Here is a 25,943-nt window from a genome sequence, read left to right as displayed (position 1 = left end):
CTATTTCAGTATAGGACCATATACTGAAACATATGGCATAAGGTAATGAATTTATTTCAATTTAACCTACTATATTGAAATAAGAAGAGACCTTCTACAAAACCTATTTGTGATCAGCAGTTTTTAGGAGAAGGTCTATAGAGGAAATACGAAACTATTAAACGAAATAATTTTCTATATTGTATGGTATACTAAAAATATAGAACAAGCTATGGAAAAAATTACCCCAAGAATAGATTTGGCATTCAAAAAAATATTTGGTGTAGAAGAGAATAAGGATTTGCTGATTTCCTTGATCAATGCCACGGTTTCGCCAGAGGATCAAGTATGCGATGTGACCCTATTAAACCCCTATAATGCCAAAAGTTTTAGAAGTGACAAACTCTCTATATTAGATGTGAAAGCAGTAGGTGAAACGGGTAAAATATTTAATATAGAGATCCAAATCACAAATGAAGCAGATTATGACAAACGTGCTTTATACTATTGGGCTAAGTTGTATACAGATCAGTTAAAGGCTGCACAGCATTATTCCACTTTAAACAAAGCAATAGGCATTCATATTCTTAACTTTACTTCTATACCAGATAGTAAGAAGTATCATAATGTCTTCCATATTACAGAAAAAGAGAGTGGTATGCCCTACTTTTCCGATTTAGAATTGCATACGGTAGAGCTGGTTAAGTTTAGTAACGATCCTAATGAAGATTTATCAAGTTTATTGAAAAAGGTAAAAAATGAATTAGACATTTGGATCGCCTTTCTAACGCGGCATGACTTACTTAAGGATAACTTACCGGAGGCGATAGCAACAGATAGCCTAAAAAAGGCCTTGCATGTCTTAGACACGATGAAATTTACGGATGAGGAAAGAATGGCCTATGAAGATCACTTAAAATGGCTCAGAATAGAGGCTAATACAATAGAGAAATTTCAAAAAGAAGCTAAAGAAAAAGGAAGACAAGAGGTGAAAATAGAAATCGCGAAAACAATGCTTGAAAAAGGCTATGCTATAGACGATATTGTCTTGTTAACTGGTTTATCTACAGCAGAAATTAAAGAAATTATGTAATATTCGAATTAATAGATTGCAGGCATTACCTATTTGTAATAAATACGTATTTATATTTGTTCAAGATAGTAATACAAAAAAACATCACAAGACCTTCTACAGGCATTCCTTTCTGTTTAAAAAGGATTGGAGTATAATGGCGGCGCTTACCTTATCTATATTGTTTTTATGCATTCTATCTTTTTTAGAATAACCAGCTTGGTACAGTCCTTGCATGGCCAACTTAGAGGTAAACCGCTCATCTTGGTAATAAAAGCTTTGCGCTGGAAACTTCTTTTTTAATTGCATGCCAATATGTTCTACTGCCCTACTCATTTTAGATGGCATGCCATCTAAACCTTTGGGCATGCCCATTACAAAGGCTACTACGCTTTCTTTTTGGAGATAGTCCTTTAAAAAAAGGAATAAACTAGGGGTAGCTATCGTCGTTAAAGACGTAGCAATGATTTGTAAGGGATCGGTTACGGCAATACCCACCCGCTTGAGTCCGTAATCTATAGCGATAATTCTACCTAAATTTTCTTCCATTAGACTTCTTGCAAAACGCTAACTTCTGTTGGTAATTTGCACGTCGATCCGGTGCTCAAATAGACCTCTTTCAAAACTCGATTTCTAATGGCAATTTTGGTGTCGAAGCTTGTCTATACTCCTCAAATACATTTAGTATTTTGCGGTGCTCGACTGCGCTTCTCCTAAAAATTGCGCACCACAAATAGGTTTTGAGGGAGGCCTGACCCCCACGTACATCTAGTACGCTCCGGTTTTCCGCGCCGTCTCTCCTACAAATTCCTCAACATAAGCGAGCTTTGCAAGAAGTCTATTACCTTGTTAGGGTTAAACGGTCTATTTTATACTGGTTACTATGCACTTTGCTGCTTCTATAGCCGCATTTTTTTGACCCAATAACTGGCGAACCACTTGATAGGCTGCTTTCTGACTACTACTGCCCGATAAAAGATGGGTTAAAGTAGCACAAAGCTTTTCACGAGTGCATTGGTATTGGATGAGTTCTGGAACAACCGCTTGGTCTACGAAAAGATTAACCAAAGAGATATGCTTTATTGTGACTATTTTTTTATAAAAAAAGTAAGCCAATGGATGAGTTTTATAGACCACTACTTGTGGTAAATTAAATAAAGCGGCTTCTAAGCTAGCGGTTCCAGAGGCAATAATGGCCACTTTTGCGACAGCTATTAGGTCATAGGTTTGGTCATAGACTACTTGAACAGTAGATGGACACAAGGCTGTATACAAACTGGTTGGCAGCGCACGCAATCCAGCTACTACCAGCTGATAGGCTTTAAAATAGTCTGCTTGGGCAACCATTAGCGGCAATATGCGCCGAATTTCATCTAATCTACTACCGGGCAGTAAAGCGATAATCGGCCGTTTATCGAGTCTATTGTCTGCTATAAAAGAGGGATTGATGCAGTGGCCCGCTACCTTTTGAACGAGCGGATTGCCTACATAGGCAATCGAATGGTAGCCCCGATTTTGGTAATAGGCTGCTTCAAAGGGCAAAATAGAGAGCACTTGGTCTACATCCCGCTTGATACTTGCCAGTCTGCCTGGACCATGTGCCCAGATTTTAGGTGGTATATAGTAGGCTACTTGAAATCCATTGCGCCTGGCAAAGGCAGCTAGCTTCATATTGAACCCACTATAGTCTATTAAAATAACTACATCAGGCCGATAGCTGATTAAATTTTTTTGGCAAAACTGTAACAACCGCCATAGGGTATACCACTTTTTTAAAAAATCTATCCCCATATAGGCCATTTGGCCACAATCTACCCTACAAGGCTTACCTATAGCCTGAGACATAGCTGGACCGCCACAAGACCAAAAATCAGCATGGTGGTCTATTTTTTTGATTTGTCTAATCAAATCTGCCCCATGCATATCCCCAGAATGCTCGCCAGCAATGATATAATAACGCATGAATATTTATTTTAACATAAGACCACTTTTGAAAGCGATTTCTGATGGCAATTTTGGTGTCGAAGCTTGTCTATGCTCCTCACATACATTTAGTATGCTGCGGTGCTCGTCTGCGCTTCTCCTAAAAATTGCTGATCATAAATCGCTTTCAAACGAGGCCTATCATCCCACGGTGTGGGGATGAAAATTAGGAAATAAAGGTAAAAAAATCTAACTTTAAGATCCCAAATCATTGGTTGCTAGGCCTGTAAAAAACTAAAATATTCATCCATTGAAGATTCTTATTAGCTTACTTTTCTTGCTATGGTTTGCCCCATTGGTTACATTGCAGGCTGCAAACCAATCTTTCTGGCGGAACATTCAGCTACAAGGGGCGTTTTCTATAAAAGTGGATAGCTATAAAACCCATATTAGTGGCATGCACCCTGGTAGGGAAGATGGTGAAATGGAAGTGAATGGTGAGCCAATGGATGAAACTACGGTGCAATACCTAATACGTTGGCACCATACGCCTGCTATGCTCTTTCAAAGGGATAAAGATAAAGATGATTCTGATGATTCCCAGCAATGTGGTTATGACCCTAAAGGTATTTTTGGCTTCAAGGCAAATGGGCTAACGCTTGCTGGGCAACTCTTGGTAACCATTGACCTGAAACGATTGCGCATCGGTGTGGGTGGGGGTATCAGGTGTTCTTTTTTAGAAGAGATGACTGGTGCATGGATCGACAACGGAACATGGAATGGCGATGAAAAGGAATACTATAAGTCGCTCACCTATACACCGCTGTATGCCTATTACTTTACTTGGACCCCTTTGCTCCGACTGGGTTTTAAGCTAATAGAAAATAAAAATTATACTTTATTAATAGATGGTACTTGGGCACCTTCTATCTATACCTGTTCTGAATGGGGTAAGTACTACTATTGGATCCATTCACTTAGTTTTGATATAGGCATTATTACATGGGAGCAACAGCTTACCCGTTACATCAATGGAAGCCTTCGAATTGCTTATGATTTTTGCTCGCAAAATGACATTATAGAAGATTTCAACCCATCCAGATCGGATCGTGTGGTTAGTATAAGCCATTTTAGAGATGGTATCATGGCCCAACTGGGCATCGGTATCCGCATGCCAGGACTGGGGAACTGTCCTATACGGGGTTGCGCCATCAAAGAAGAACATACACATAATGGCAAACATTATGGAGGAGGTTAGCCTTCTTTGGAAACGCTACTTCTGCTAGTAATTTGCTCGTCGATCCGGTGCTCAAATCCTCACGTACATCTAGTACGCTCCGGTTTTCCGCGCCGTCTCTCCTACAAATTCCTCAGCAGAAGCGCATTTCGAAAGAAGTCTATTCACTGTCTACTGATTAATATTACAAACAACCATAGACCTTCTGCAAAACCTATTTGTGATCAGCAATTTTTAGGAGAAGCGCAGTCGCCAGAATACTAAATGTATTTGAGGAGCATAGACAAGCTTCGACACCAAAATTGCCATTAAAAATAGGTTTTGAAAAAGGTCTCATGCCCAAAAGGCCAAAATATGAAATGATACAAAACAAACTTTTTTTGTTAGATGGCATGTCACTCATCTACAGGGCCCATTTTGCCCTTGGCAAGGCAGCCCCGAGCACAAGAGAGGGGATGAAAACAGGGCAATACTGGGCTTTGTGAATACCCTAGTGGAAGTGCTACAAAAAGAAAAACCTACCCACCTGATCGTTGCCTTTGACGGAAAAGAAAAAACCTTCCGACATAAACTCTTTCCAGCCTATAAATCGCATCGACCAACACAACCAGAAGATATCTCTATAGCGATTCCTTATATCAAAGCGATCCTAGATGGCTTTGGGATTCCATCTGTAACCTATAGCGGCTATGAGGCAGATGACCTACTGGGTACGTTGGCCAAAAAAGCGGCAGGATGTACTACCTATATCATGTCTACAGATAAAGACCTGGCCCAGGTAGTACAGCATAATATTTACCTCTATAAACCAAGTAGCCATGGCCAAAAAGCAACCATAATGGGCGAAAAAGAGATTTTAGCAGCATGGGAGATTACTAGACCAGAACAGGTAAGGGATATTTTGGCATTAGAAGGGGATCCTTCTGACTTTATTCCAGGGATTCCTTCTATTGGCAAAAAAACAGCTCGAAAGCTTATAAAAGAATTTGATACCCTAGAAAATTTATTGGCACATAGCCATCAACTAACAGGTAAGTTACAAGCAACCCTTACCCAATATGCTGACCAGGGGATGCTTTCCAAGGCATTGGCAACGATTCGGACAGATGTGCCCATCACGCTAGATTTGGAAAAATGCCGTTACGAAGGTCCCAATAGAACCAAATTAGAGCCGCTCTTTGCCTTGCTGGAGTTTAAACAGCTCAACCAACGGTTAATTTGGTAGATCAGGCGAATTGTTCCTGTAGCTATAGACCTTCTGCAAAACCTATTTGTGATCAGCAGTTTTTAGGAGAATGGATTGTATAGAGATCTTTTGCTCCTCCTCTTAAATTTTTATATCATTGTAGGGTCCTATTGCAATTGGTTTGGGATAGGGCGCTGCATCGTTTATTCAAAAACAGAATTTAACGCTTATGTTGAAAAAACAAAACAATTTTATACAACGTTTTTTTTCGATTGTCTTCTTTACGCCTGTTATTATTTTTGCGATTTTTTGGTCTGCATGGACCTACTTTTTTCTTTTCTTTTATGTGGTAATCCTGGCCATGCTAGAGTTTTATAAGTTGCTGAAACAGGCAAATGTTGCGCCTATGCGGGGCTATGGCGTTTGGCTAGGGCTGCTCTTATATACCATAGTCTTCGCTTACTACCTTCAGGATAACTTCTCTGCTATATTGGGCTACGGCTGTATTCCATTAGCTATATTTATATATATCGCTGCACTATATAGCCGCAAGCCTTCTAACCCCTTTTTAGATATCGCAGCTACTTTTTTAGGGATCTTATATATTGCGATTCCTTTTGGTATGCTGCACTATCTGGCCTTTTTTAAGGGTAGCTATTCGAACCAGCTGATACTAGGCTTACTGGCTATTGCCTGGAGCCAGGACACAGGGGCCTACCTAGTGGGTTCGACTATAGGGCGATCTAAGCTTTTTAAACGGATCTCCCCTCAAAAAACATGGGAAGGCTTTTGGGGAGGTGCATTGTTTGCAGTTGCTGCTGGCTATGCCATCGCCTATTTTTTTAATATTTTACCACTATGGCAGTGGCTTGCGATTTCAGTGATTACCATTTTTACAGGAACCTATGGAGATTTAGTTGCCTCTTTGCTTAAAAGAAGTGTAGATGTAAAAAATGCAAGTGAAATGATTCCAGGCCATGGAGGACTCCTGGATAGAATCGATAGCTTATTGTTAACCATCCCTACAGTAGTTGCATTTTTAAAAATAACTTTACTTTTTGGATAAAACGGATAGATTTGAGTTTTTCAAGTAATGAAAATACATAAAGAAGGAAAAGAAATTTTATTATGGACACCTATTCTGCTACTGCTTATCTACTATGGCATGCATAAAAAAGTGGTGCTTAGCTACCACCAATCGATAGGCTTCGCAGTGGTGAGTGGTGCTTTATACTTTTGGCTGATCTATTTTTTTAGAGATCCATACCGGATCATTCATACCCAAGATCAATACATACTAGGGCCGGCAGATGGTAAAGTCATTAGCATTCAACAGGTGTATGAGGAGGAATATTTACAGGAAACGCGCATTAAAATCAGCATATTTATGTCCCCGTTTAATGTACATGTGAATCGATTTCCTATGTCTGGTAAGATTGTCTTTTTTAAATACCACCCGGGCAAATACTTGGTGGCGTTTCATCCTAAGGCGAGTACGCATAATGAACGAACTTCTATTGTTATTGAAAATGAAAATGGTCAGCAAATTCTTTTTAGACAAATCGCTGGTTTTATGGCACGCCGTATTAAATTTTATTTTAAAGAGGGTGAAGAGGTGCAACAGGGTGAAAAATGTGGGTTTATTAAATTTGGTTCAAGAGCAGAGGTCTATTTACCTGTAGATGCTGCTGTTCAAGTAGCTGTAGGTGATAAGATAAAGGGAGGGATTACTGTCTTAGCCAAAATATAATAGACCGCTTTCAAAAAACGATTGCTAAATGGCAATTTTGGTGTCGAAGCTTGTCTATGCTCCTCACATACATCTAGTATGCTGGCGACTGCGCTTCTCCTAAAAATTGCGTATCACAAATAGGTTTTGAAAAAAGTGCGATAAATTGCCTTATTAGCTGACTTGAACAGATACTGTTTTATAAGCTTATATTTTTACCATTTTTTAGATTTATATGACGGTACATGTGCGCTTTGCGCCTAGTCCAACGGGAGCATTACATATTGGTAGTGTGCGGACGATTTTGTATAATTATCTTTTGGCGAAAAAAGAGGGGGGGCGTTTTATATTGCGTATTGAAGACACGGATCAAAAGCGTTTGGTGGCTAGCGCGGAGGCTTACATTTTAGAAAGCTTGCGTTGGCTAGGGATTATGCCGGATGAGGGTCCAGAACAAGGGGGCCATTTGGGCCTTACAAACAATCTGAACGGATTGGCATCTATGGGCAATACATCAAAGCTTTATTGGATGCGGGCCATGCCTACTATGCATTTGATACACCAGAAGAGATCGAGGCGATGCGGGAACGGCTGAAAGCGGCAAAGGTGGCCCACCCGCAGTACAATGGGATCAGCCGGGAATGGATGCGCAATGGACTGACAATGCCTGCAGAACAGGTACAGGAATGGATAGCGTCAGGTAAGCCTTATGTGATTCGACTAAAAATACCGCATAAGGAAATGATACGCTTTCAAGATGGCGTCCGTGGCTGGGTGAAAGTGGACACCGCTGCTTTGGATGATAAGGTATTGATGAAATCAGATGGATGGCCTACCTACCACTTTGCTAGTGTGGTGGATGACCACTTGATGGAAATTACGCACGTGATCCGTGGTGAAGAGTGGCTACCCTCCACCCCTATTCATATATTATTGTACCGTTACTTAGATTGTCCAATTCCTGAATTTATCCATCTGCCACTCCTATTGGCACCTAATGGCAGTGGAAAGTTAAGCAAACGCCACGCGGATCAATATGGCTTTCCTGCATTCCCTATCGCTTGGAATAGCCCAGACCTGAAGGTGGAAAGGGCATTTAAAGAAGCTGGCTATCTGCCAGAAGTATTGTTGAACTTCTTGGCTTTATTGGGCTGGAATCCGGGTACCAATAAAGAAGTATTTACCAAACAGGCTTTAATAGAAGCTTTCTCTCTGGAACGACTGGGTAAATCAGGGGTTAAGTTTGATATCGCTAAGGCAAAATGGTTTAACCAACAACATATTAAACAACAAGGACCAGCTGTCTGGGCCAGCTACTTTATGGCAGAAGCGGCTAAAGAAAATATAACCTGTAGTCAGGAGGATGCAATAGCGATTTGTACGCTGGTAAAGGATAGGATTACTTTTCCAAAGGATTTTTGGCAAGAAGGGCGGTTTTTCTTTTTTGACCCTGTGGACTATGATGCTGAACTAATCGAGAAAAATCATGCAGCCAAGGGCAGTATAATGGATTTTGCTGAAAACCTTAAAACGTTAGTAGAATGGAATGTAGAGCAGGTCAAAGCGTTGTTGCCAAAAGTAGCTGGTATCATGCCGCTCTTGCGTATGGCGCTTACAGGAAGCAAGGCTGGTCCAGACCTTATAGCAATTATGATCCTACTGGGTAGAGATAAAAGCTATAAAAGAATTAAGGCGTTTTTAGAAAAAGCGTTTGTATGATACTTACATAAGGCTATTCTAAAATTTTAAAACGACTCTATAAACATCATGAAAAAATTACCGATTGGTATCGATAGTTTTCGAGAATTAACTAGTGAAGGTTATCTTTTTTGTGATAAGACCCTATGATTGCTGAATTATTACGCAAAGGGGATAAAGTCACTTTAATTACGCGTCCTCGCCGTTGGGGTAAGACGCTTAATATCTCTATGTTACAGCATTTTTTTGCGTCAGACGTGAATGGTATAACTACAGCAGGTTTGTTTGATGACCTGGCGATTGGTAAGCTAGACGATGGTAAATACCTTAAAAATCATCAAGGGAAGTATCCTGTGATTATGTTGAGTTTTAAAAACGTCAATGCAGATGATTTTGAAGGTGCTTATAATGCAGTATATAACTTGATATTGAAGGTTTATAGTTCCTATACTTATTTATTGAATAGTGATAAAATTAATGCAATACAGTTAGGACAATTACATGTTATCTTGGGTAAGCAAGCGAATCAGCAAGAGTTGGAAGCTGCTTTAGAGTTACTCAGTCAATGTCTTTACCAACACCATGGACAAAGGGTCTATATTCTGATAGATGAGTATGATACCCTTTAAATAAAACTTATGGCAATAATGGTTACTTGAATCGTATGGTCCAATTGATGCGCAATCTATTTAGCGCTGCCTTAAAAGGGAATGACGCCTTAGAAAGAGGGATATTAACCGGTATATTACGCATCTCTAAAGATAGTATGCTATCTGGGTTAAATAACTTAAAAACCTATACCCTATTAGATCAAGGATATAGCCATGATTTTGGATTTAAGGAGGAGGAAGTAGCCTACCTTTTTAAAACCCAAGGCCTTAGTACCTCTATGGAGCAAGTAAAGAATTGGTACAATGGATATAAAGCAGGAAACGTAGTAGTATACAACCCATGGTCTATTATATCTTGTTTGAGTGAAGAAGGGCGTTTTGATGTCTATTGGGTCAATACAGGTAATAATGACTTAGTCAAGGAATCGTTATTTCGTTCTAGCTCAGGTATTAAATCTAAGTTTGAACAGCTGATGCAAGGTGCATCACTATGTGTACCCATAGATAAACATCTATCTTTTGATCTATTAGGACGAGATGAAACTGCTTTATGGAGTCTGCTTTTATTTTGTGGCTACTTAAAGTTCGAAAGTAGTCATTTGCAGTTTAGTAGTGATTTATATGATTGCTGTGTTAGTATACCTAATGACGAAGTATTTAGATTATACAACCGTTTTTTTGCCGAATGGTTGAGCAACCAGTTTGATGAAGCAGATGACTATAAATTTTTTTTAGATCATTTGATAGCTGGGAATGTACCTTCCTTTACAGAAGCATTAAGATGCTTTTTATTACAAAGTGCTAGTTGTTTTGATACCCATGGTCCTAGGAAGTCAGAGGGATTTTATCACGGTTTTGTCCTGGCCATGTTGGCTAGCTTGAGTAGAACCCATTATATAAAGTCTAATAGGGAGAGTGGCTTGGGAAGGTATGATGTATTAATTATTCCCAAAAAAGGAGCAAAAGCGATTCTATTGGAATTTAAACATCTGCGTAAGGAAGAAGAACTGGAAAATGCAGCAAAGCTTGCCCTACAACAAATCCAAGATCAAGCGTATCATACGGAATTATTAGCCTACCCTTATGTAAAAGAGGTGGTAGAATGCGGTATTGCTTTTTCAGGAAAAGCAGTTTTAGCGGCTTATACTACCTATGATTTGGTTCATCAGCAGACTGGTGCTATTATGTTAACCGCTAAATATAGCCAGGAAGAATGGTATGAATAGACCTTCTGCAAAACCTATTTCTAATGGCAATTTTGGTGTCGAAGCTTGTCTATGCTCCTCAAATACATTTAGTATTCTGCGGTGCTCGACTGCACTTCTCCTAAAAACTGCTGATCAAAAATAGGTTTTGTAGAAGGTCTAATAGCCCACATCACTTCTTTACCTTTGCAGCGGCTAACTTTGCAATAGGTACTCTATAGGGAGAACAGGATATATAGTCTAAACCGATCGACTCGAAAAATGCAATAGAAGCTGGATCTCCGCCATGCTCGCCACAAATGCCTATTTTTAAATTTGGATGGGCGGCTCTGCCGCGCACTACGGCTATTTGAATCAATTCTCCAACGCCTGTTTGGTCCAGTGTAACAAAAGGATCCTCTTGAATCAGACCTTTTTGCCAGTAACTGTCTAGAAATCTTGCACCATCATCACGTGAAATACCAAGTGTAGTTTGGGTTAAATCATTGGTGCCTATACTAAAAAAGTCGACCAATGGGGCAAGGGTTGCTGCTTGTAAGGCGGCTCTTGGTAATTCTATCATTACACCAACCTTATATTGGATTTGAGGCGCTGTTTTTTGATGAACCTCCTCTATGATATTTTTAAGAAAAACAATCTCTTTAGCATCAAAAACAAGAGGTAACATAATTTCTAATGCCACCTCGGTGACTTCTAATGCGGCCTCAAATAGGGCTTGAAGCTGCATGGTGTAAATTTCTGGAAAGGTAATGGCCAACCTCGAACCGCGATGGCCCAACATGGGATTGACCTCACAAAGTTGCGCAATGCGTTTTTCTACCTCAGAGCGGGGAGATCTATTTGTAATGCCAAATCAGCGATCTCTTTGGGATGGTGGGGTAAAAATTCGTGTAAGGGTGAGTCTAATAACCTTACGGTAATGGGCAAGCCATTTAGGGTTTGAAAAAGGGCTTTAAAATCACTTTTTTGTACCGCCATAAGGGCTGTTAAAATGCCAACACGGGATGGATGATCACTCGTTAAGATCATTTTTCGGAATAGACGCATACGGTCAGAACTAAAAAACATATGCTCTGTTCTACAAAGCCCTATGCCTGCTATACCAAAGGATAAGGCTACTGCTGCATCTTGAACGGTTTCTGCATTGGCCCTTACCTCCATTCTTTTAAGCCCATCGAGTAGGTGCATAAAGGTCACAAATTCAGGAAAAGGCTTTTGCCGGATAGTGGCTACCTTGCCTTTTATGACTTGCCCAGTTGTTCCATCAATGGTTACATAGCTGCCCATCGGAATTTTTGTCTGACCAATCACAAGTGATCTGGTTTGGCTATCTATGGTAATGTCATGGGCGCCACAGATACAAGGTTTGCCCATACCCCTTGCTACTACGGCAGCATGTGCCGTCATGCCACCTTTGGTGGTTAAAATGCCTGCTGCAATAGCCATACTACTGATATCATCGGGACTGGTTTCTTCTCTAACCAATAGCACATCCCCCTTTTTTGAAAGGGTGACTACTTCTTCTGATGTACATGCAATCAACCCAGAAGCAACACCTGGTGCAGCAGGAAGCCCTTGGGTTAATACTTCTATGGTTTGGTTTTCATCTAACGTAGGGTGCAATAGCCGCTCTATAGCGCTATAATCTATCCTTTTTAAAACTTCCCACGCCTCTATCTTGCCTTCTTGCATCATATCAATGGCTATTTTAACAGCAGCGCTAGCACTGCGTTTGCCATTTCTGGTTTGCAACAGCCATAACTTACCTTGCTCAACGGTATATTCAATATCCTGCATCTCCCTAAAATGGTCTTCTAATGCCGTGGCTAAGCGACTTAAAGCACTAAAAATAACTGGATATTTTTCTTCTAATGAGTCGTCACTGGCTTGAATGGCTTGTCTGCCTTGTTTGGTAATTTGCCGAGGCGTCACTAAACCCGAAACCAAGTCTTCGCCCTGTGCATTGATTAGGTATTCACCAAATAAAGTACGCGCACCAGTGGATGGATTTCTGGTAAATAAGACGCCTGTTAGGCTATCTTCCCCTCTATTGCCAAATACCATAGTCTGAATGGTAACAGCAGTACCGCCCTGGTCATCTATATGGTTAAGCTTTCGATAGGTAACTGCTCTTGGGTTATGCCAAGATGCAAAAATAGCAGCTATGGTCTGTCTCAATTGTTCAAATAGATCTTGAGGATAGGTAGTTCCACTATGGGTCAAGACTATTTTTTTATAGCGATCAATAACGGTATGCAACACGTTAAGCGTTAAACCTGCCTCATGGTGCACGTTTTCTGCTTCTTTTATACCCGCCATTACTGCTGTAAATAGATGGTGGTTGATACCCATAATGATGCTCCCATACATTTCTATAAAACGACGATAGCTATCATAGGCAAATCTAGCATCATGGGTGGCCTGGGCCAATAGCTGGGTCGTTTCATCGTTTAAACCAAGATTCAGCAGGGTGTCCATCATACCTGGCATGGAGGTTTGCGCACCAGAACGTACGGATAGCAGCAGCGGAAAGGGACCAGCACCAAAACGCTTATCTGTGGCCTTTTCAAGTAGTTTGATCTCTGCAACAACCTGATCCCAAATCTCTTGCGCGATTGTTTGCCCCTTTGCATAATAGTCCCTACAACCTGCTGTTATAATGGTAAAGCCCGGCGGAACCGGAAATCCTAAAGCAGACATTTGTGCCAATCCATACCCTTTATTGCCTAATATAGATGGATCGCAAATCTCTTTCGAAAGAGGTCTATGCGGATAATCAGTATGATACCCAAAGCGATGAATCCAGTTTTTAAGCTGTTTATTATTCAACATATTCATAAGTATTTTATCATGCCTATTTCCATTGGCATCTCTCACTCAGCCAATGATGGAGGCTTAAGGAAAATATATTTTATTGCACCTATAGTGTGCCCCCTACTTATGGCCGCCGATAAAAAATTTGGCGCGCAGCAAAACCAATGAAACGCTCTGTTTCCCAGCGGGAAAATCAGAACTCGCCCGCTACGCGGGCTCAAACATGCTGATTTTCTGATCCGCTAAAAAACAGAGCGTCTAAAGACTACAGTTTTACTGAAAAGCGCCAAATTCCTTTATCGGCGGCCAATCATACCCCTTAATAGCTTCATTTGTACTCATTCAACCATATGGACACACTATCCCAAAGCAAGAAAAAAGTAAGAACAAACACTCCTTTACACTACTGGTTCAGTAGCATTAGGTTGTAATTTTGCCCGTTGTGCTGCAATGATATCGTCCTCAATTTTTTCAAATAATACAATAGGAGGTAACAATCGATCACCTGGTTGCAGCAGTTTGGTTACATCCAAGTCTCCTCCCCAACCTGTCTCTTGTAACCCCAACATATGCGCCATTTTATCACCGGTTGTAGGCAAAAAAGGTTTGATCAACAGGGTTACGGTGGCTATGAGTTGCAGGGTGACATGCAATACTATTCCAGCCTCCTCTGGGTTGCTTTTTACCAAATGCCATGGCCTCCTATCGGTTAGATACTTATTGCCCAATGCAGCATAGCCCATAACCAGTTGGAGTGCTTCTTTAAATTTAAATTGCGCGATGGCATCACCTACTGCTGTAAAAGCATCCATTAAATCAGTTAGCAAAGTTTGATCTGCTCCATTAGGCGCGATACTGGGTGGCACCAATCCATCAAAATAGCGATGCACCAAGCTGAGGGTTCTATGGACCAAATTGCCGAGGTTGGCAACCAGCTCGCGGTTGTTTTTATCTTGAAAGTCTTGCCAAGTAAAGTCGCTGTCTTTGTTTTCCGGTGCAATGGTACAGAGCACATAGCGCAATACATCTGCTTTACCTGGAAAAGTTTCTAAATAGTCATGGAGCCAAACCGCATGATTACGGGAGGTAGAGAGTTTTTGCCCTTCTAGATTTAAAAATTCATTGGCCGGAACCTGTTGCGGCAAAATAAAGCTGCCATGTGCTTTGAGCATAACAGGGAAGATAATACAATGGAATACAATATTATCCTTTCCAAGGAAATGGACCAGCTTTGTATCGGGATCTTGCCAAAAGGGTTCCCAGTCTATCTGTTGTGCTTTGGCCCACTCTTTGGTGGCGCTAATATAGCCAATTGGTGCATCGAACCAAACGTAGAGGACCTTTCCGGTCGCTTCAGGCAATGGAACAGGAATGCCCCAAGCCAAATCACGGGTTACGGCACGTGGCTGCAACCCTTGGTCTAACCAACCCTTGCATTGACCATATACATTGGTTTTAAAGTCTTTATGGTCTTCTAAAATCCACTGTTTCAGCCAGTCTTCATACCTATTTAGGGGCAGGTACCAATGTTTGGTGGATTTTAAAATAGGTGCCACGCCACTAATGGCAGAGATTGGATCAATCAACTCTTCTGGACTCAGTGTGCGGCCACACGCTTCACATTGATCACCATAGGCACCAGGATGCTTACAACTGGGACAGCTGCCTTTGATATAGCGATCAGATAGAAATTGTTTACAAACAGGGTCATAGTATTGATCTGTTTCATATACCTCAAAGACTCCTTTTTGATGCAATACCTTAAAAAAGTCCGCTGCGGTCTCATAATGGGTAGGCGAGGAAGTTCTTGCAAAGATATCAAAACTAATACCCAACCCCTGCAGCGCTTCTTTAATAAGGGTATGGTATTTATCCACTACCTGCCTAGGGGTAACACCCTCTTGTTGGGCACGAATCACCACCGGCACACCATGTTCATCAGTACCACTGACAAATACTACCGTAGCTTTTTTTTGTCTTAAATACCGCACATAGATATCAGCAGGAAGATAGGCCCCAGCCACATGTCCTAAGTGGATGGGCCCATTTGCATAGGGCAATGCAGCGGTAACGGTATAACGTTTTGGATAAGCCATTTGTGTAATGCAATTAAGAGACCTTCTGCAAAACCTATTGCTAAATGGCAATTTTATGGTCTATGCTCCTCAAATACATTTAGTATTCTGGCGACTGCGCTTCTCCTAAAAATTGCTGATCACAAATAGGTTTTGAAGAAGGTCTTATGAATGTGTATGCCTACCTTTTATTGGATTAAAAGGTAAGCAAAAAATCAAACACTGATAAAAAGTGCCAAGCGGTTTTTTGCAATAGAACCGGCAAATGGTGCAATTTCTGAATTATTACTTGCATTTCCAATATGCTATCTCTTTAGGCACCTAGTTTTCTAACGACCTTCTGCAAGACACATTGGGATGGATACGGCTTGTTCTTGAAATTAGTTCGAATGGCTTCCCTGATTTCGACCATTTTGGGGTATTGATAAAAGAATAGGATCTTTTCATCCACTCCATTAACGCCTGGCTCATTGGGTTTGTCAGTGAGGACAAAATCGGCAAAAGTTTCAGCAGCGTCTTCGATAGAGGAAGCTGTTGCATATTGCGTAACGAATTCATTTTGCTGAACAAGTTCTTTTTTGCATTGATATGCTGCTTCTTTATCGTTTAACCTATTACAGGCTCGTATTTTATCATAAGAAGGTGTATGCTCGATTTGTTTAAGAATTGAATTCTTTCTAGCGAAGGGGCCAAGTAGGTCCATTACCATATATTGCTGTTCTTTATTCAATGTCAGATAATGACCGAATTCATGGATCATGACCCAAACGATAAGGGAATAGTCTAGTACGCAACCACTATTTTTTTTATTATTATCAGCTTTATCAGCTTCATCAGCTTTTATGTCTAATAGGTTATATGATATACCCAAGCAGAAGACCTCTAAATCAAGGTCAAAGCTCATATAGGCCAATGTATCACTACCTTTTAGATCGAATATTTCAACATATAGGATCCCTGGTCTGAATTTCTGAGGGATAATGTCCGCAAACAAGTTAAAAAGCCGTTGATGCCCAAGCTGATTGTTACTTGCTCGTTCCCATAGATCTAGGGCAAATCCAGGCCCCGGTGTGGATGCAAACGAACAACGGAAAAGGCAATCATTAACATTTTTGTAACGTGCTAGTACTACTGGGCAAGCATAAGGATCTATAGCGCTGCCATTGGCAACAGTGCTTTTAAAGATCAGTTTTCTATCACTGCGTACTATAGACTTTGTTTCATCAACGGGCCTTATTATAGCAGGAGGGCCACGTTGAAGACATCGTAGGGCGCATCCAATTAAAATGAGGCCAATTAACCCAAATAAATCGGTTATAACTACTTTTTTCATATGTGTATAGAAACGATAGACCTTCTACAAAACCTATTTATGATCAGCAGTTTTTAGGAGAAACGCAGTCGAGCACCGCAGAATACTTAGGTGTATTTGAGGAGCGTAGACCACAAAATTGCCATTTAGCAATAGGTTTTGAAGAAGGTCTCATGACGTAATCTCAGATCATTTAAGCTATACATATCAAATGTAGTTGTAAAATGCAAGATAAGGAGGTTGTATTCTTACTTTTTTTTGGTTGATAAAAAAGTAACAAAAAATCAAACCCTCAGCAAAAAGCTTTTTACAGGGGCATTTTCCTACTATGGCCATAACGTTGAACAAGCTGTTTTTCTATTCAGCTCTAAGCGCTGCTTTCTAAACGTAACTTTTTACAATGGGCGCTTTTCTCTTTTTGGAGTATAACATTGCCAGATGGCTGAATGGATACGTTTTTCTTTGCATCTGTAATCTGTATTTTCTGATCGCAACTTTTTCCAAAGGCACGTTTTTGATTGATTTTGATGGTAATAGCGCCATAGGGCTGAATGGGCACAATACGATTTACAAAATCAATCTGTTTGCATTGGCTAATTGGTATCCGAGGTACTGGGATAGATGTCTAGTTTCTTAAGCTCATCCCGAGACATATTGGGATGGATGCCTAGCTTCCTAATGTTAGCCCGAATGGATTCCCTGATTTCGACGAATTCTGGGTATTTATAAAATAACCGAACCTTATCCCCTAGTATACTAACACCTGGTTCAGGGCATTCGTCAAGGAGAACAAAATAGGCAAAAGTGTCAGCAAAGTCTTCGTCCCAAGAAGTTTTTGCATACTCTGTGACGTATGCCCCTTCACGCTCTGCGTTGGATTCAGACATAGTCTTAAATTTTCGAACAATTGAATTTATTTTTAATATAGAGTCACCCCTTAAAGAAGATTGTTGGTCGTTATGCATTTCCAAATAATGACCGAATTCATGGATCATTGTACAAATGATAAAGGCATAGTCTAGTATCTCACTACTATAAGAAGGTTCTAGATCAAATAGATCAAATGAAATCCTCAAAGTGAAGATCTTTTTGTTTTTAGGTCTCATGGTAGTAACTGTCAAACTATCTTTTCGATCGAATATTTCAAGATATCGGATTTCTGGCCTGTATTTCTCTGGGATGAGTTTCTTAAACAGGTACCAATATCGTTGGTGCTTACCCTGCTTAATCCTCTCTCGTGCCCATAAATCCGGATCAAATCCAGACCCCGGCATAGGAATAAACCGTCAAGGTGAAGTTTATCATCCTTGCCAATTTTATAGCGTACCATTACATCTACATCATCCTTAGCAAATTTGACCTTGATTTCGGAAGGATTCTTTTTAAAAATAGATTTTATATTACTAAATTTTTTTATAAGCCCCTCTGAAGCAACCTTCCGCACCATATTAGCACCAGGTTGGCTGCATCCCATGAATATGAGACTAAACAGCCCAATAAATCAGTAATAACTATTTTTTTAGATGCTTTATAAGCATTTAGTTTCAATTAGTACTTTAAAGGTTTGGCTAGCATGTAACCATCTCAAACAATTGCTTAAAAAAACTGCTTTGTGCTTTTAAACTTGGGTGTTTTTATATGTTAATCAGCGGAAATTATTTTGCAAATGTAACAAAATCAATTGAAACATACTATGTCGTTATGGATTTGTAGTACCATTGGTTGAACCGACAGCTGCCAATTGCATGGCGCGCCGCACAGGCCAAAGGGAAGCTAAAAGGCTAAATAAAGTGGTTGCGATAACGGTATATAAGCAATCCAAACCATGCATGGCTATAGGATAAGGCGTCGTATGCCCCCCCCTAGTAAAGGTAATCAGGCTAAACTTTTGCTGCAAAAAAGCTACGCCCCACGCAATGATCATACCATATAACATGCCCTTCAAGGATACCAAAATGGCATGATAGAAAAAAATCTTACCGACTTGATGGGGTGTTGCCCCGAGTGAAACCAGTATGGCTATATCTTTCTGCTTTTGTAATATCAACATACATAACATAAAGAAAATATGCAGCGAGGCTAAAAGCAATACCAAAATAAAGATAAAACCGACTGAAAGCCGTTCAATAAAAATAGCCTTACGACGGATTTCATTTTGTTCATCTCGATTGATTACCTTATATCCAGCTGGTAGGAGTTTGTCTATGGCTGCTTGCGTGCTTTTTAAATCGGTTTCATCTTTGATGACAACTTCCCAATAGGTACGCTGGTTCAAACCATCTGTTAACGCCTCTACAAAGTGAATAGGGGCAATGATATATTTGCTATCTATTTGCTTAGCGATAGAAAAAAGCCCACCCACCACTAAGGTCATGCGCTTATAAGGGTTATGCAGATGATAACCACCCTGCTTTGGATAAAAAACTGCTACCCTATTGTTATGAGGTGCCCATTGTAAAGACCGAGCAATCCCTATGCCTGCAGTAGCTTGAGGTGAACCATCCGCTAGAAAAGTAGCTGCATCAATATGGGTACAATTTTTATACAAATCAGTTCCGGTAAAATTACACGATACCCCTTTAATGGTCGCAATGGATTGCCGGCGATGCAACTGTACCAGCGCAGTAGCTTCTAATACTTCAACAACATCTGTTACACCAGCAAGGTCTATGATATTTTGTTTTAATTTGCTATCATATACAAATGTTTTACCTGTTTTGGGCACTACCTTTAATGCAGGCGTATAGGTATAAAATAAAGTGGATAATAACTTTTCCATGCCATTCATAGTAGCCAATACGAGTACTAAAACAGCTGTACCCAAGGCCATACTGCAACAAGAAAGCCTAGACAACCTATGTAACAATCGTGTATTGCCATGCTGTTTAATGTAACGCTTTGCAAGAAAAAAGGAAATTTGCATGTAGATTATAATTATAATAAAATATAAATTTGGATATAGCGTCAAGGCAAGTAGGAAAAAATTTAAATAGCACTAGGAATAAGCGCTTGGCAAATTTCTTGTATAAATTTAAATTTTACTCTATTTTTGCCTGCTAAAAGCCGGATTTAAAGGCTATCAACAGATAGCTTAAATTTAATTTATTTTTTACTTTTACTATATTATGTATTGGACACTCGAATTAATATCGCATCTAGAAGATGCCCCTTGGCCAGCTATCAAAGATGAGTTAATAGACTATGCCAAACGGTCAGGCGCCCCTTTTGAGGTGATTAGAAATCTAGAGGAATTAGATGATGATGATTATCCATATAATTCTCCCGAAGAGATATGGCCTGACTACCCAACGGGTGATGACTTTGTCTTTAATGAAGATGAATATTAAACTCAGCTAAAGAACGATGCTCAGTATGAGTGGTCTAGCGCTTGCGCTAGACTCAAACACTGAGATCATATAAAAGCATCATGCATCTTTTACTATGGGTTTGGCAATTATTTCTAGGTCATAAGGCGTTATACGTCTAGCATAGCTCCTTATCCTAGATTATATGCAGCAGCCAATATGATTCATATAGCAGGCCTCTTTTGAAGCCTATTTGTGATGGGCAATTTTTAGGGGAAGCGCCAGCATAGGCTGGCTCTATTTTGAAGCGGACAGACCACAAAATGGCCATTTAGCAATAGCTTGCAAAGGAGGACTAATACTATAACGTTTTAAATGGGTTACATCAATGTATAAAAAAGATAAAAGCATCAGGAAGTGTGTAGGCTTAAGAAAGGGCTTAGCCCTTTTTTTTTGTATACCACTTACGATCAAAGCAAATCCTTCTACCGCTCCTGCTTATAAGCTTAGGGAGATCACTATAGCATCTACAGGTGCAATAGCGCCAACGGTACGATATCCCTATTTGCGTTTGCTGAAATGGCTTACGCCTACAACGGATGCCTCACTCATCCACAGGTATCTCTCCTTGAAACCTGGTGCAACTTTTGATGCGCAGACATTATCTTGTATCAAAAAGCGATTCACAACACTACCCTATTTTTCAAGCGTATCCATTACACGTAAAGGGGTGAATGGAGCTGCTGATTTAATCATAGAGACCAAGGATCAATTTCCTATAGCCGTCGACTTAAGCCTAGATAAAGGACCGTTATGTACGATAACGCATCATAATGCATGGGGCTATGGACACTGTTTCAGCCATCAGCTTTTTTTAAAGAAAAGATGGGGCTACGGATTGACTTATGAACTGCCTAAGCTGCATGGGAACTGCTTTTTTGGAGGACAATGGTATAGCCAGATAGGCAATACCGATGGCGATAATAAATATAGATTTAACTACAAAAATTTATGGATTGGCAAATTATTTGCTATCCAAGCAAAGGATCCCTGTGCGCCTTATTATTGGATCACTGGACTAAGCGGCGCTACTAAACAGTTTACTGAACCTGTATCGGCTGCGCCGAATAGAAAAAATTATACACTTATCTTGGGTAAAATAGGCTGGGTAGCAGATGGTTATGAAGAAATAAGTGGTGTATATGCCCTACATGGTTTGGAAAAACTACCCAAAGGTGGCGCTATAGAAATGCTATATGGCTACCAATATTATAATGACTGTAAGCATTATAATAGGCACTATATTGGCATCAATGGCATTAAAAATATAGCAAACCCTAGGCTTAAATATTTGCATCTAAGCTGTGAATCAGGGGCTTTTATTTATAAAGAAAGATTCGAAGAAATCATATTGAAACTAGCTTTAGCCTATGCTGGTCCGCCTATACAAACTTGTAATGGCGCACGCCCCTTTATAAGGATAGATTATATAGCGGGTTACCGAATGGACAAGGAACGCATGTTAGGTATCAAACGCCGTGATCCTGAAGCGTTAGAAGCGCTTGAAAGCGATAACTGCATGCAAGAGCCTATCCATGCACGGCTGAATGTGCATCTAGACAGCACCCTGCATACGCCGATTATGGTAAAGGATATCCGCTTTGTTTGCCTTGGATTTATGGATTTCATTGCCCTGTACAACCGCAATCATCAGCTGTTGAATCAGACATGGGTAGATAGCTATGGAGCAGGCTTACAATTGGCACATACAACCATGCCATGGCTGGCAGGCACACTTAAACTGGGATATAGCCCTTTATTAGGAAAGATGGTGCCATCTGTGCAGCTTGCCATGGGGCCCTTTAAGAATAAAACAGCGCCTAACCCTACATTAATTGCCTATAGCTAATCGCTTCATTTCATTGCCTATGGTGGCCATAGAAGTACTTTACAAGCAATACCTAACAGCAGGGTCTGTTACTACGGATACGCGTCAGTTGGCTCCAGGTGCAATTTTTTTTGCGATTCGGGGCCCGCACTTTAATGGAAATCGCTTTGCAGCAGAAGCACTAGAAAAAGGGGCCAGTTATGTGGTTATAGATGACCCTGCTTATGCTATACCCTCATCTGCTTGCATCCTAGTAAAGGATAGCCTGACGACACTGATCCAATTAGCCGGTTACCATCGGTCGCAATATAACGGACCAGTTATAGCTATAACCGGCTCTTATGGTAAAACTACTACCAAAGAACTGATCTATACGGTCTTACAGACTACTTATAAAACGGTAGCAACCAAAGGCAACTTAAACACGCCTATTGGCGTGGCTTTAACCCTTTTGTCGCTGCAACAGGATACCCAAATAGCAGTGGTAGAAATGGGTGCTACCCAACCCGGAGATATTGCTTTATGCTGTACCATAGCACGCCCTACGCATGGTATGATTACCGCCATTGGTGCGGCCCACCTTGAAGGATTTGGAAATATAACAGGTGTAATACAGGGTAAAAGCGAGCTATATGACTACCTCTATGCTACTGGTGGCACTGTTTTCTTGAATAGTTTAGACCCCTTATTGTCCACTATCAGTAAGCGGTTTGCCCAACTCATTACCTACCCTGGGCCCAACGACTTTGCACCGCTTGAGCTGGTTGGTGAGGAGCCCTATCTGCGTTATAAGTCTTCAGAAGGAAAAGAATATACCACCCATTTATTAGGCAAACCCCATATAAACAATATAGCCGCAGCCCTTTGTGTGGCCAAATATTTTAATATACCGGCAGCCCATGAAGCCATTCAAGCCTATATCCCTACCAACCAACGGATGCAACTAATGGTTAAAGGCAGCAATCAATTGATTATAGATAGCTATAATGCCAGCCCTGCTTCGGTGCAAGCAGCACTGGATGCGCTGCTACAATTAAAGGTGCGCTACCGTATCGTTATATTAGGCGATATGGCTGAGCTGGGCAACCAAACTACTGCTTGGCACCACAAAATAGTGCAACAGCTTTGCCAACCTTGCTATGATCAGATACTCCTATGTGGCCCTTTTTTCAGCTTTGCTGACCGCAAACAGCCAAATATCCTTTGTTTTCCAACCAAATCAGCATTGGAAAATTATTTAGATAGCCATACCTATCAAGATAGTGGCATCTTATTAAAAGCAGCTAATGGTATGGCGATAGATACGTTGGTAGACCAGTTAGAATAATAGACTGCTCTAGAGCGTTACAAAAGAAGTCTAATAAATATGGATCAATTTATATGAATCATTTTATACTAGATATAATCTAATTTCTGGCAATTATATGCATTTTTTTATTATAATTTCAGTAAATTTACATACCTTATATTGTTAAGGCCCTAAGGATAGGTGGGTGAGTGGCTTAAACCAGCAGTTTGCTAAACTGCGGTATGGATTGTTCTGTACCGGGGGTTCGAATCCCCCCCTATCCGCATGTTATTATTCTATTCGGGGCGTAGCGTAGCTCGGTTATCGCGTCTGCTTTGGGAGCAGAAGGTCGCAGGTTCGAATCCTGCCGCCCCGACGAAAGTATCTGTTCAAACCAGTGGTAAAAAGGCATTTATATCACATTTTTTCTTGATCACCAGGATGATGATGCCTACCACTTTTTGCTTGATCAAAAAGTGGACAAAAAATCAAGCCCTGTGCAAAAAGTTGCTAAAAGCAGCGCCTAGAGCTGGAAAAACAGAACTCGCCCGCTATGCGGGCTCAGACATGCTGTTTTTCTATTCAGCTCTAAGCGCTGCTTTCTAAACGTAACTTTTTACTACAATGGGCGTTTTTCTCTTTTTGGAATATTTGGAGTATAACGTTGCCAGATGGCTTCTAAGAAACTGCACTCAAACGCAGTTTCTTTTTTAGGTATAACCCACGTCCGTGGGTGGGGGCTGAATGGATACTTTCCCCTTGTTTTTATATCATTTCTTAGGTTAAGATACGTTTTAGGTTCCGTAGCTCAATGGATAGAGCAACTGCCTTCTAAGCAGTAGGTTGAAGGTTCGAGTCCTTCCGGGACCACATAAAGGAAGTTTTAATCTTGCTTTTTTCTTGATAAAAAAGCAACAAAAAATCAAGCCCTGTGCAAAAAGTTGCTAAAAGCAGCGCCTAGAGCTGGAAAAACAGGAACCGCCCGCTGCGCGGGCTTGAAAGGAATCAATTTGTATCTTACTTTTTGATGGATCAAACGGATGATGATACCTATCACTTTTTGCTTGATCAAAGGAGTTTTTATCTTACTTTTTTCTTAATAAGAAAGTAACAAAAAATCAAGCCTTGTGCAAAAAGTTACTGAAAGCACACCTTACAGATGGAAAAACAGAAGCCACCCTGTGACCTCCCTAGCAACTGTTTCTCTTTTCATCTGTAAGCTGCACCTTCTGATCGTAACTTTTTTCAAGGACGCGGTTTTGATTGTCGAGAAAATAGCCCGGCGATATGGCTGAATAGACCCGTTTTTCTTGCTTTTATATCATTTTTCTTCACTAGATAAGCCATCTAAGCAGTAGGTTGAAGGTTTGAGTCCTTCCGGGACCACACTGATCATATCTGTTATACTTGTATTTGAACTGTAGACTACTGGTGAAAAATATGTTATTTTTTGTTTTATCAAAAAAGCTTATCATTAAATCCAAGGCCAGGTAAAAGACCCACATTGCTCTAGCTCCTTCTCCACTTCCTTCAGATCCTGTTTCAGATCATCTAGCTCACGTTTTCGATTCTTTTCCAGATCATTCAAGTTCTGTTTCCAATCCTGGTCTAGCTTCTCCAGCCCCTGGTCTAAATCTTTCAAATCCTGATCCAACTTCTCCAGATCCTGTTCTAAATCTTTCAAATTCTGATCCAACTTCTCCAGATTCTGATGCGCAAGACTCAGCTCGTTCTCCTTATGATCCAGTCCCAATTCTGTGCGCAGCTGAAGCCGAACATGCTGTTTATGCTCACTACCTTGCACAGTACGAAGGAGGCTCTCAATCTCATCTTCATTCTTTTGTATACGAAGCTTCTCAGCCTGATATTCTTTATTCAACTCATTATACTCCATTTGCTTACTCTTCCTCTTTCTCATATTATCGTAATACTCCGTCTGCTTACTCTCCCTCTTTCTCATATTATCGTAATACTCCATCTGCTTACTCTCCCTCTTTCTCATATTATCATACTTCAACTCTATGTTCCCCTTCATGCGCTCATATGTTTTATCCAATAACCTCCTATGCTTCTTATATTCCTCCTTCATCTCCTCATACGTCAATTTGTTCTGCTCTTTTTCATGCTTTTGCTTCTTCTTCTCAGCTTCCTTATTCTTCTCCTCATTATATTCCTCCTTCAGTGTCTTTTTCGGCTTGTCTTCCTTACTAACAGAAATACCCTTAGCCTCCTGGCTAGGCTTTTGATCCTTATCTAAATCCTTATCAACAGTTAGTTTAGGGGGTACTCCAGTTTTCTGATTATTCTTATCTACATCAATAGATATTTTATCTTTTTCTTTTTGATCTTCTTGATCTTTTTGATCCAAATTTTTTAGCCGTTTTGGTGGAATGTTACGCTTTGGGCACCCGCATCGCGTAAACAAAAGCAGTGTAAAAAAGAAAAATAGAAAAAAGCCTCTTTTTTTTAATAAAATTTTCATTTGAGTTGCTGTTTTATTGCTTGAACATAGCCAAGCCAAGCTAATCTAATTAAGTGAGATAAAGCTCAATAACATTGACCCTTATCTAATAAACCAAGTATGCATGAATACTTTGTAACTTCGCAAATATATTAAACTT

At 40.3% G+C, this 25,943-nt stretch carries 27 protein-coding genes and 3 tRNA genes; 18 read left to right on the top strand and 12 right to left on the bottom strand.

Annotation, left to right across the window (positions count from 1 at the left end; genetic code table 11):
• Positions 1 to 211 precede the first annotated feature (211 nt).
• Positions 212 to 1,072 carry an Rpn family recombination-promoting nuclease/putative transposase gene (locus tag FPG78_RS03390; RefSeq protein ID WP_144086616.1) on the top strand — a complete coding sequence of 287 codons (861 nt, stop codon included), beginning with the start codon at positions 212 to 214 and terminating at the stop codon, positions 1,070 to 1,072.
• A 96-nt stretch (positions 1,073 to 1,168) separates the two neighbouring features.
• Here the strand turns inward: FPG78_RS03390 and ruvX are convergent, their stop codons facing one another.
• The 3 genes from ruvX to FPG78_RS07135 all read right to left on the bottom strand — a co-directional run bounded on the left by ruvX (position 1,169) and on the right by FPG78_RS07135 (position 3,246).
• Positions 1,169 to 1,600 (bottom strand): Holliday junction resolvase RuvX, encoded by a 432-nt coding sequence (ruvX, locus tag FPG78_RS03385; RefSeq protein WP_144086615.1) that lies wholly within the window; start codon positions 1,598 to 1,600, stop codon positions 1,169 to 1,171.
• Between the two features lie 315 nt (positions 1,601 to 1,915).
• A complete protein-coding gene (gene lpxB, locus FPG78_RS03380) occupies positions 1,916 to 3,013 on the bottom strand; it encodes a lipid-A-disaccharide synthase (protein ID WP_144086614.1) in 1,098 nt (365 codons plus the stop codon).
• An 89-nt stretch (positions 3,014 to 3,102) separates the two neighbouring features.
• Positions 3,103 to 3,246, bottom strand: coding sequence for a hypothetical protein (locus FPG78_RS07135; RefSeq protein WP_186292441.1), 144 nt, complete (start codon positions 3,244 to 3,246; stop codon positions 3,103 to 3,105).
• A gap of 38 nt (positions 3,247 to 3,284) precedes the next feature.
• Here FPG78_RS07135 and FPG78_RS03375 point away from each other — a divergent pair, with 38 nt between their 5' ends.
• The 10 genes from FPG78_RS03375 (at position 3,285) to FPG78_RS07665 (ending at position 10,661) form a co-directional block, all read left to right on the top strand.
• Positions 3,285 to 4,232, top strand: coding sequence for a hypothetical protein (locus tag FPG78_RS03375; RefSeq protein ID WP_144086613.1), 948 nt, complete (start codon positions 3,285 to 3,287; stop codon positions 4,230 to 4,232).
• Positions 4,233 to 4,238: 6 nt separating this feature from the next.
• Positions 4,239 to 4,475 (top strand): hypothetical protein, encoded by a 237-nt coding sequence (locus FPG78_RS03370; protein ID WP_144086612.1) that lies wholly within the window; start codon positions 4,239 to 4,241, stop codon positions 4,473 to 4,475.
• A gap of 95 nt (positions 4,476 to 4,570) precedes the next feature.
• Complete coding sequence (locus tag FPG78_RS08075) at positions 4,571 to 4,696, top strand: hypothetical protein (protein WP_255431732.1); 126 nt, start codon at positions 4,571 to 4,573, stop codon at positions 4,694 to 4,696.
• On the top strand, positions 4,693 to 5,436 hold the full coding sequence (locus FPG78_RS03365) for a 5'-3' exonuclease (RefSeq protein ID WP_186292440.1): 744 nt from the start codon (positions 4,693 to 4,695) through the stop codon (positions 5,434 to 5,436). The genes FPG78_RS08075 and FPG78_RS03365 overlap by 4 nt, the downstream gene beginning before the upstream one ends.
• A 190-nt stretch (positions 5,437 to 5,626) precedes the next feature.
• Positions 5,627 to 6,463, top strand: coding sequence for a phosphatidate cytidylyltransferase (locus FPG78_RS03360; protein ID WP_144086610.1), 837 nt, complete (start codon positions 5,627 to 5,629; stop codon positions 6,461 to 6,463).
• Between the two features lie 27 nt (positions 6,464 to 6,490).
• A complete protein-coding gene (locus FPG78_RS03355) occupies positions 6,491 to 7,147 on the top strand; it encodes a phosphatidylserine decarboxylase family protein (RefSeq protein WP_144086609.1) in 657 nt (218 codons plus the stop codon).
• 214 nt (positions 7,148 to 7,361) lie between these two features.
• Positions 7,362 to 7,721, top strand: coding sequence for a glutamate--tRNA ligase family protein (locus FPG78_RS08290; protein ID WP_320411054.1), 360 nt, complete (start codon positions 7,362 to 7,364; stop codon positions 7,719 to 7,721).
• On the top strand, positions 7,652 to 8,845 hold the full coding sequence (gene gltX / locus FPG78_RS03350) for a glutamate--tRNA ligase (RefSeq protein ID WP_320411053.1): 1,194 nt from the start codon (positions 7,652 to 7,654) through the stop codon (positions 8,843 to 8,845). Before FPG78_RS08290 ends, gltX begins: the two co-directional genes overlap by 70 nt.
• 125 nt (positions 8,846 to 8,970) lie before the next feature.
• Positions 8,971 to 9,453, top strand: a complete 483-nt coding sequence (locus tag FPG78_RS08555; protein ID WP_144086608.1) for an AAA family ATPase — start codon at positions 8,971 to 8,973, stop codon at positions 9,451 to 9,453.
• Positions 9,454 to 9,488: 35 nt separating this feature from the next.
• Complete coding sequence (locus FPG78_RS07665; RefSeq protein WP_144086607.1) at positions 9,489 to 10,661, top strand: PD-(D/E)XK nuclease domain-containing protein; 1,173 nt, start codon at positions 9,489 to 9,491, stop codon at positions 10,659 to 10,661.
• Positions 10,662 to 10,812: 151 nt separating this feature from the next.
• On the opposite strand, the gene FPG78_RS08070 is transcribed toward FPG78_RS07665, so the two are convergent.
• The 4 genes from FPG78_RS08070 to FPG78_RS03325 all read right to left on the bottom strand — a co-directional run bounded on the left by FPG78_RS08070 (position 10,813) and on the right by FPG78_RS03325 (position 16,862).
• Positions 10,813 to 11,421: a putative PEP-binding protein gene (locus tag FPG78_RS08070; RefSeq protein ID WP_255431731.1), complete on the bottom strand. Its 609-nt coding sequence runs from the start codon at positions 11,419 to 11,421 to the stop codon at positions 10,813 to 10,815.
• 35 nt (positions 11,422 to 11,456) lie between these two features.
• A complete protein-coding gene (locus tag FPG78_RS03335; protein ID WP_255431730.1) occupies positions 11,457 to 13,472 on the bottom strand; it encodes a pyruvate, phosphate dikinase in 2,016 nt (671 codons plus the stop codon).
• A gap of 380 nt (positions 13,473 to 13,852) precedes the next feature.
• Positions 13,853 to 15,550, bottom strand: coding sequence for a methionine--tRNA ligase (gene metG / locus FPG78_RS03330; protein WP_144086606.1), 1,698 nt, complete (start codon positions 15,548 to 15,550; stop codon positions 13,853 to 13,855).
• Between the two features lie 292 nt (positions 15,551 to 15,842).
• The gene (locus tag FPG78_RS03325) at positions 15,843 to 16,862 is read right to left on the bottom strand and encodes a hypothetical protein (protein WP_144086605.1); all 1,020 of its coding nucleotides are present in this window, start codon (positions 16,860 to 16,862) and stop codon (positions 15,843 to 15,845) included.
• Between the two features lie 2 nt (positions 16,863 to 16,864).
• Here FPG78_RS03325 and FPG78_RS07130 point away from each other — a divergent pair, with 2 nt between their 5' ends.
• Entirely contained in the window at positions 16,865 to 17,023 is a 159-nt protein-coding gene (locus tag FPG78_RS07130) for a hypothetical protein (RefSeq protein WP_186292438.1), read from the top strand.
• A gap of 185 nt (positions 17,024 to 17,208) precedes the next feature.
• Here FPG78_RS07130 and FPG78_RS03320 read toward each other — a convergent pair whose 3' ends face one another.
• The 4 genes from FPG78_RS03320 to FPG78_RS03305 form a co-directional block, all read right to left on the bottom strand.
• A complete protein-coding gene (locus FPG78_RS03320) occupies positions 17,209 to 17,400 on the bottom strand; it encodes a hypothetical protein (RefSeq protein ID WP_144086604.1) in 192 nt (63 codons plus the stop codon).
• 34 nt (positions 17,401 to 17,434) lie between these two features.
• Complete coding sequence (locus tag FPG78_RS03315) at positions 17,435 to 17,917, bottom strand: putative zinc-binding metallopeptidase (protein ID WP_144086603.1); 483 nt, start codon at positions 17,915 to 17,917, stop codon at positions 17,435 to 17,437.
• Positions 17,918 to 17,958: 41 nt separating this feature from the next.
• Positions 17,959 to 18,315: a hypothetical protein gene (locus FPG78_RS03310; RefSeq protein WP_144086602.1), complete on the bottom strand. Its 357-nt coding sequence runs from the start codon at positions 18,313 to 18,315 to the stop codon at positions 17,959 to 17,961.
• A 225-nt stretch (positions 18,316 to 18,540) separates the two neighbouring features.
• Positions 18,541 to 19,764 carry an ABC transporter permease gene (locus FPG78_RS03305; protein WP_144086601.1) on the bottom strand — a complete coding sequence of 408 codons (1,224 nt, stop codon included), beginning with the start codon at positions 19,762 to 19,764 and terminating at the stop codon, positions 18,541 to 18,543.
• A gap of 202 nt (positions 19,765 to 19,966) precedes the next feature.
• Between FPG78_RS03305 and FPG78_RS03300 the strand changes: the two genes are divergently transcribed.
• The 6 genes from FPG78_RS03300 to FPG78_RS03275 all read left to right on the top strand — a co-directional run bounded on the left by FPG78_RS03300 (position 19,967) and on the right by FPG78_RS03275 (position 24,192).
• The gene (locus FPG78_RS03300) at positions 19,967 to 20,188 is read left to right on the top strand and encodes a DUF2795 domain-containing protein (RefSeq protein ID WP_144086600.1); all 222 of its coding nucleotides are present in this window, start codon (positions 19,967 to 19,969) and stop codon (positions 20,186 to 20,188) included.
• Positions 20,189 to 20,534: 346 nt separating this feature from the next.
• Positions 20,535 to 22,055, top strand: a complete 1,521-nt coding sequence (locus FPG78_RS03295; protein WP_144086599.1) for a BamA/TamA family outer membrane protein — start codon at positions 20,535 to 20,537, stop codon at positions 22,053 to 22,055.
• Between the two features lie 19 nt (positions 22,056 to 22,074).
• Positions 22,075 to 23,361: a UDP-N-acetylmuramoyl-tripeptide--D-alanyl-D-alanine ligase gene (locus tag FPG78_RS03290; RefSeq protein WP_223261983.1), complete on the top strand. Its 1,287-nt coding sequence runs from the start codon at positions 22,075 to 22,077 to the stop codon at positions 23,359 to 23,361.
• A 156-nt stretch (positions 23,362 to 23,517) separates the two neighbouring features.
• Positions 23,518 to 23,606, top strand: a tRNA-Ser gene (locus FPG78_RS03285).
• A gap of 17 nt (positions 23,607 to 23,623) precedes the next feature.
• A tRNA-Pro gene (locus tag FPG78_RS03280) sits at positions 23,624 to 23,698 on the top strand.
• A gap of 421 nt (positions 23,699 to 24,119) precedes the next feature.
• Positions 24,120 to 24,192: transfer RNA gene (locus tag FPG78_RS03275), tRNA-Arg, on the top strand.
• Between the two features lie 604 nt (positions 24,193 to 24,796).
• On the opposite strand, the gene FPG78_RS07125 is transcribed toward FPG78_RS03275, so the two are convergent.
• Positions 24,797 to 25,804, bottom strand: coding sequence for a hypothetical protein (locus tag FPG78_RS07125; protein ID WP_186292437.1), 1,008 nt, complete (start codon positions 25,802 to 25,804; stop codon positions 24,797 to 24,799).
• Positions 25,805 to 25,943: the final 139 nt, after the last annotated feature.

Source organism: Cardinium endosymbiont of Dermatophagoides farinae, from assembly GCF_007559345.1.
GTDB lineage: Bacteria > Bacteroidota > Bacteroidia > Cytophagales > Amoebophilaceae > Cardinium.
The sequence above is the reverse complement of the archived record's forward strand: the minus strand, read 5'-3'. Positions and strand labels throughout refer to the sequence as shown.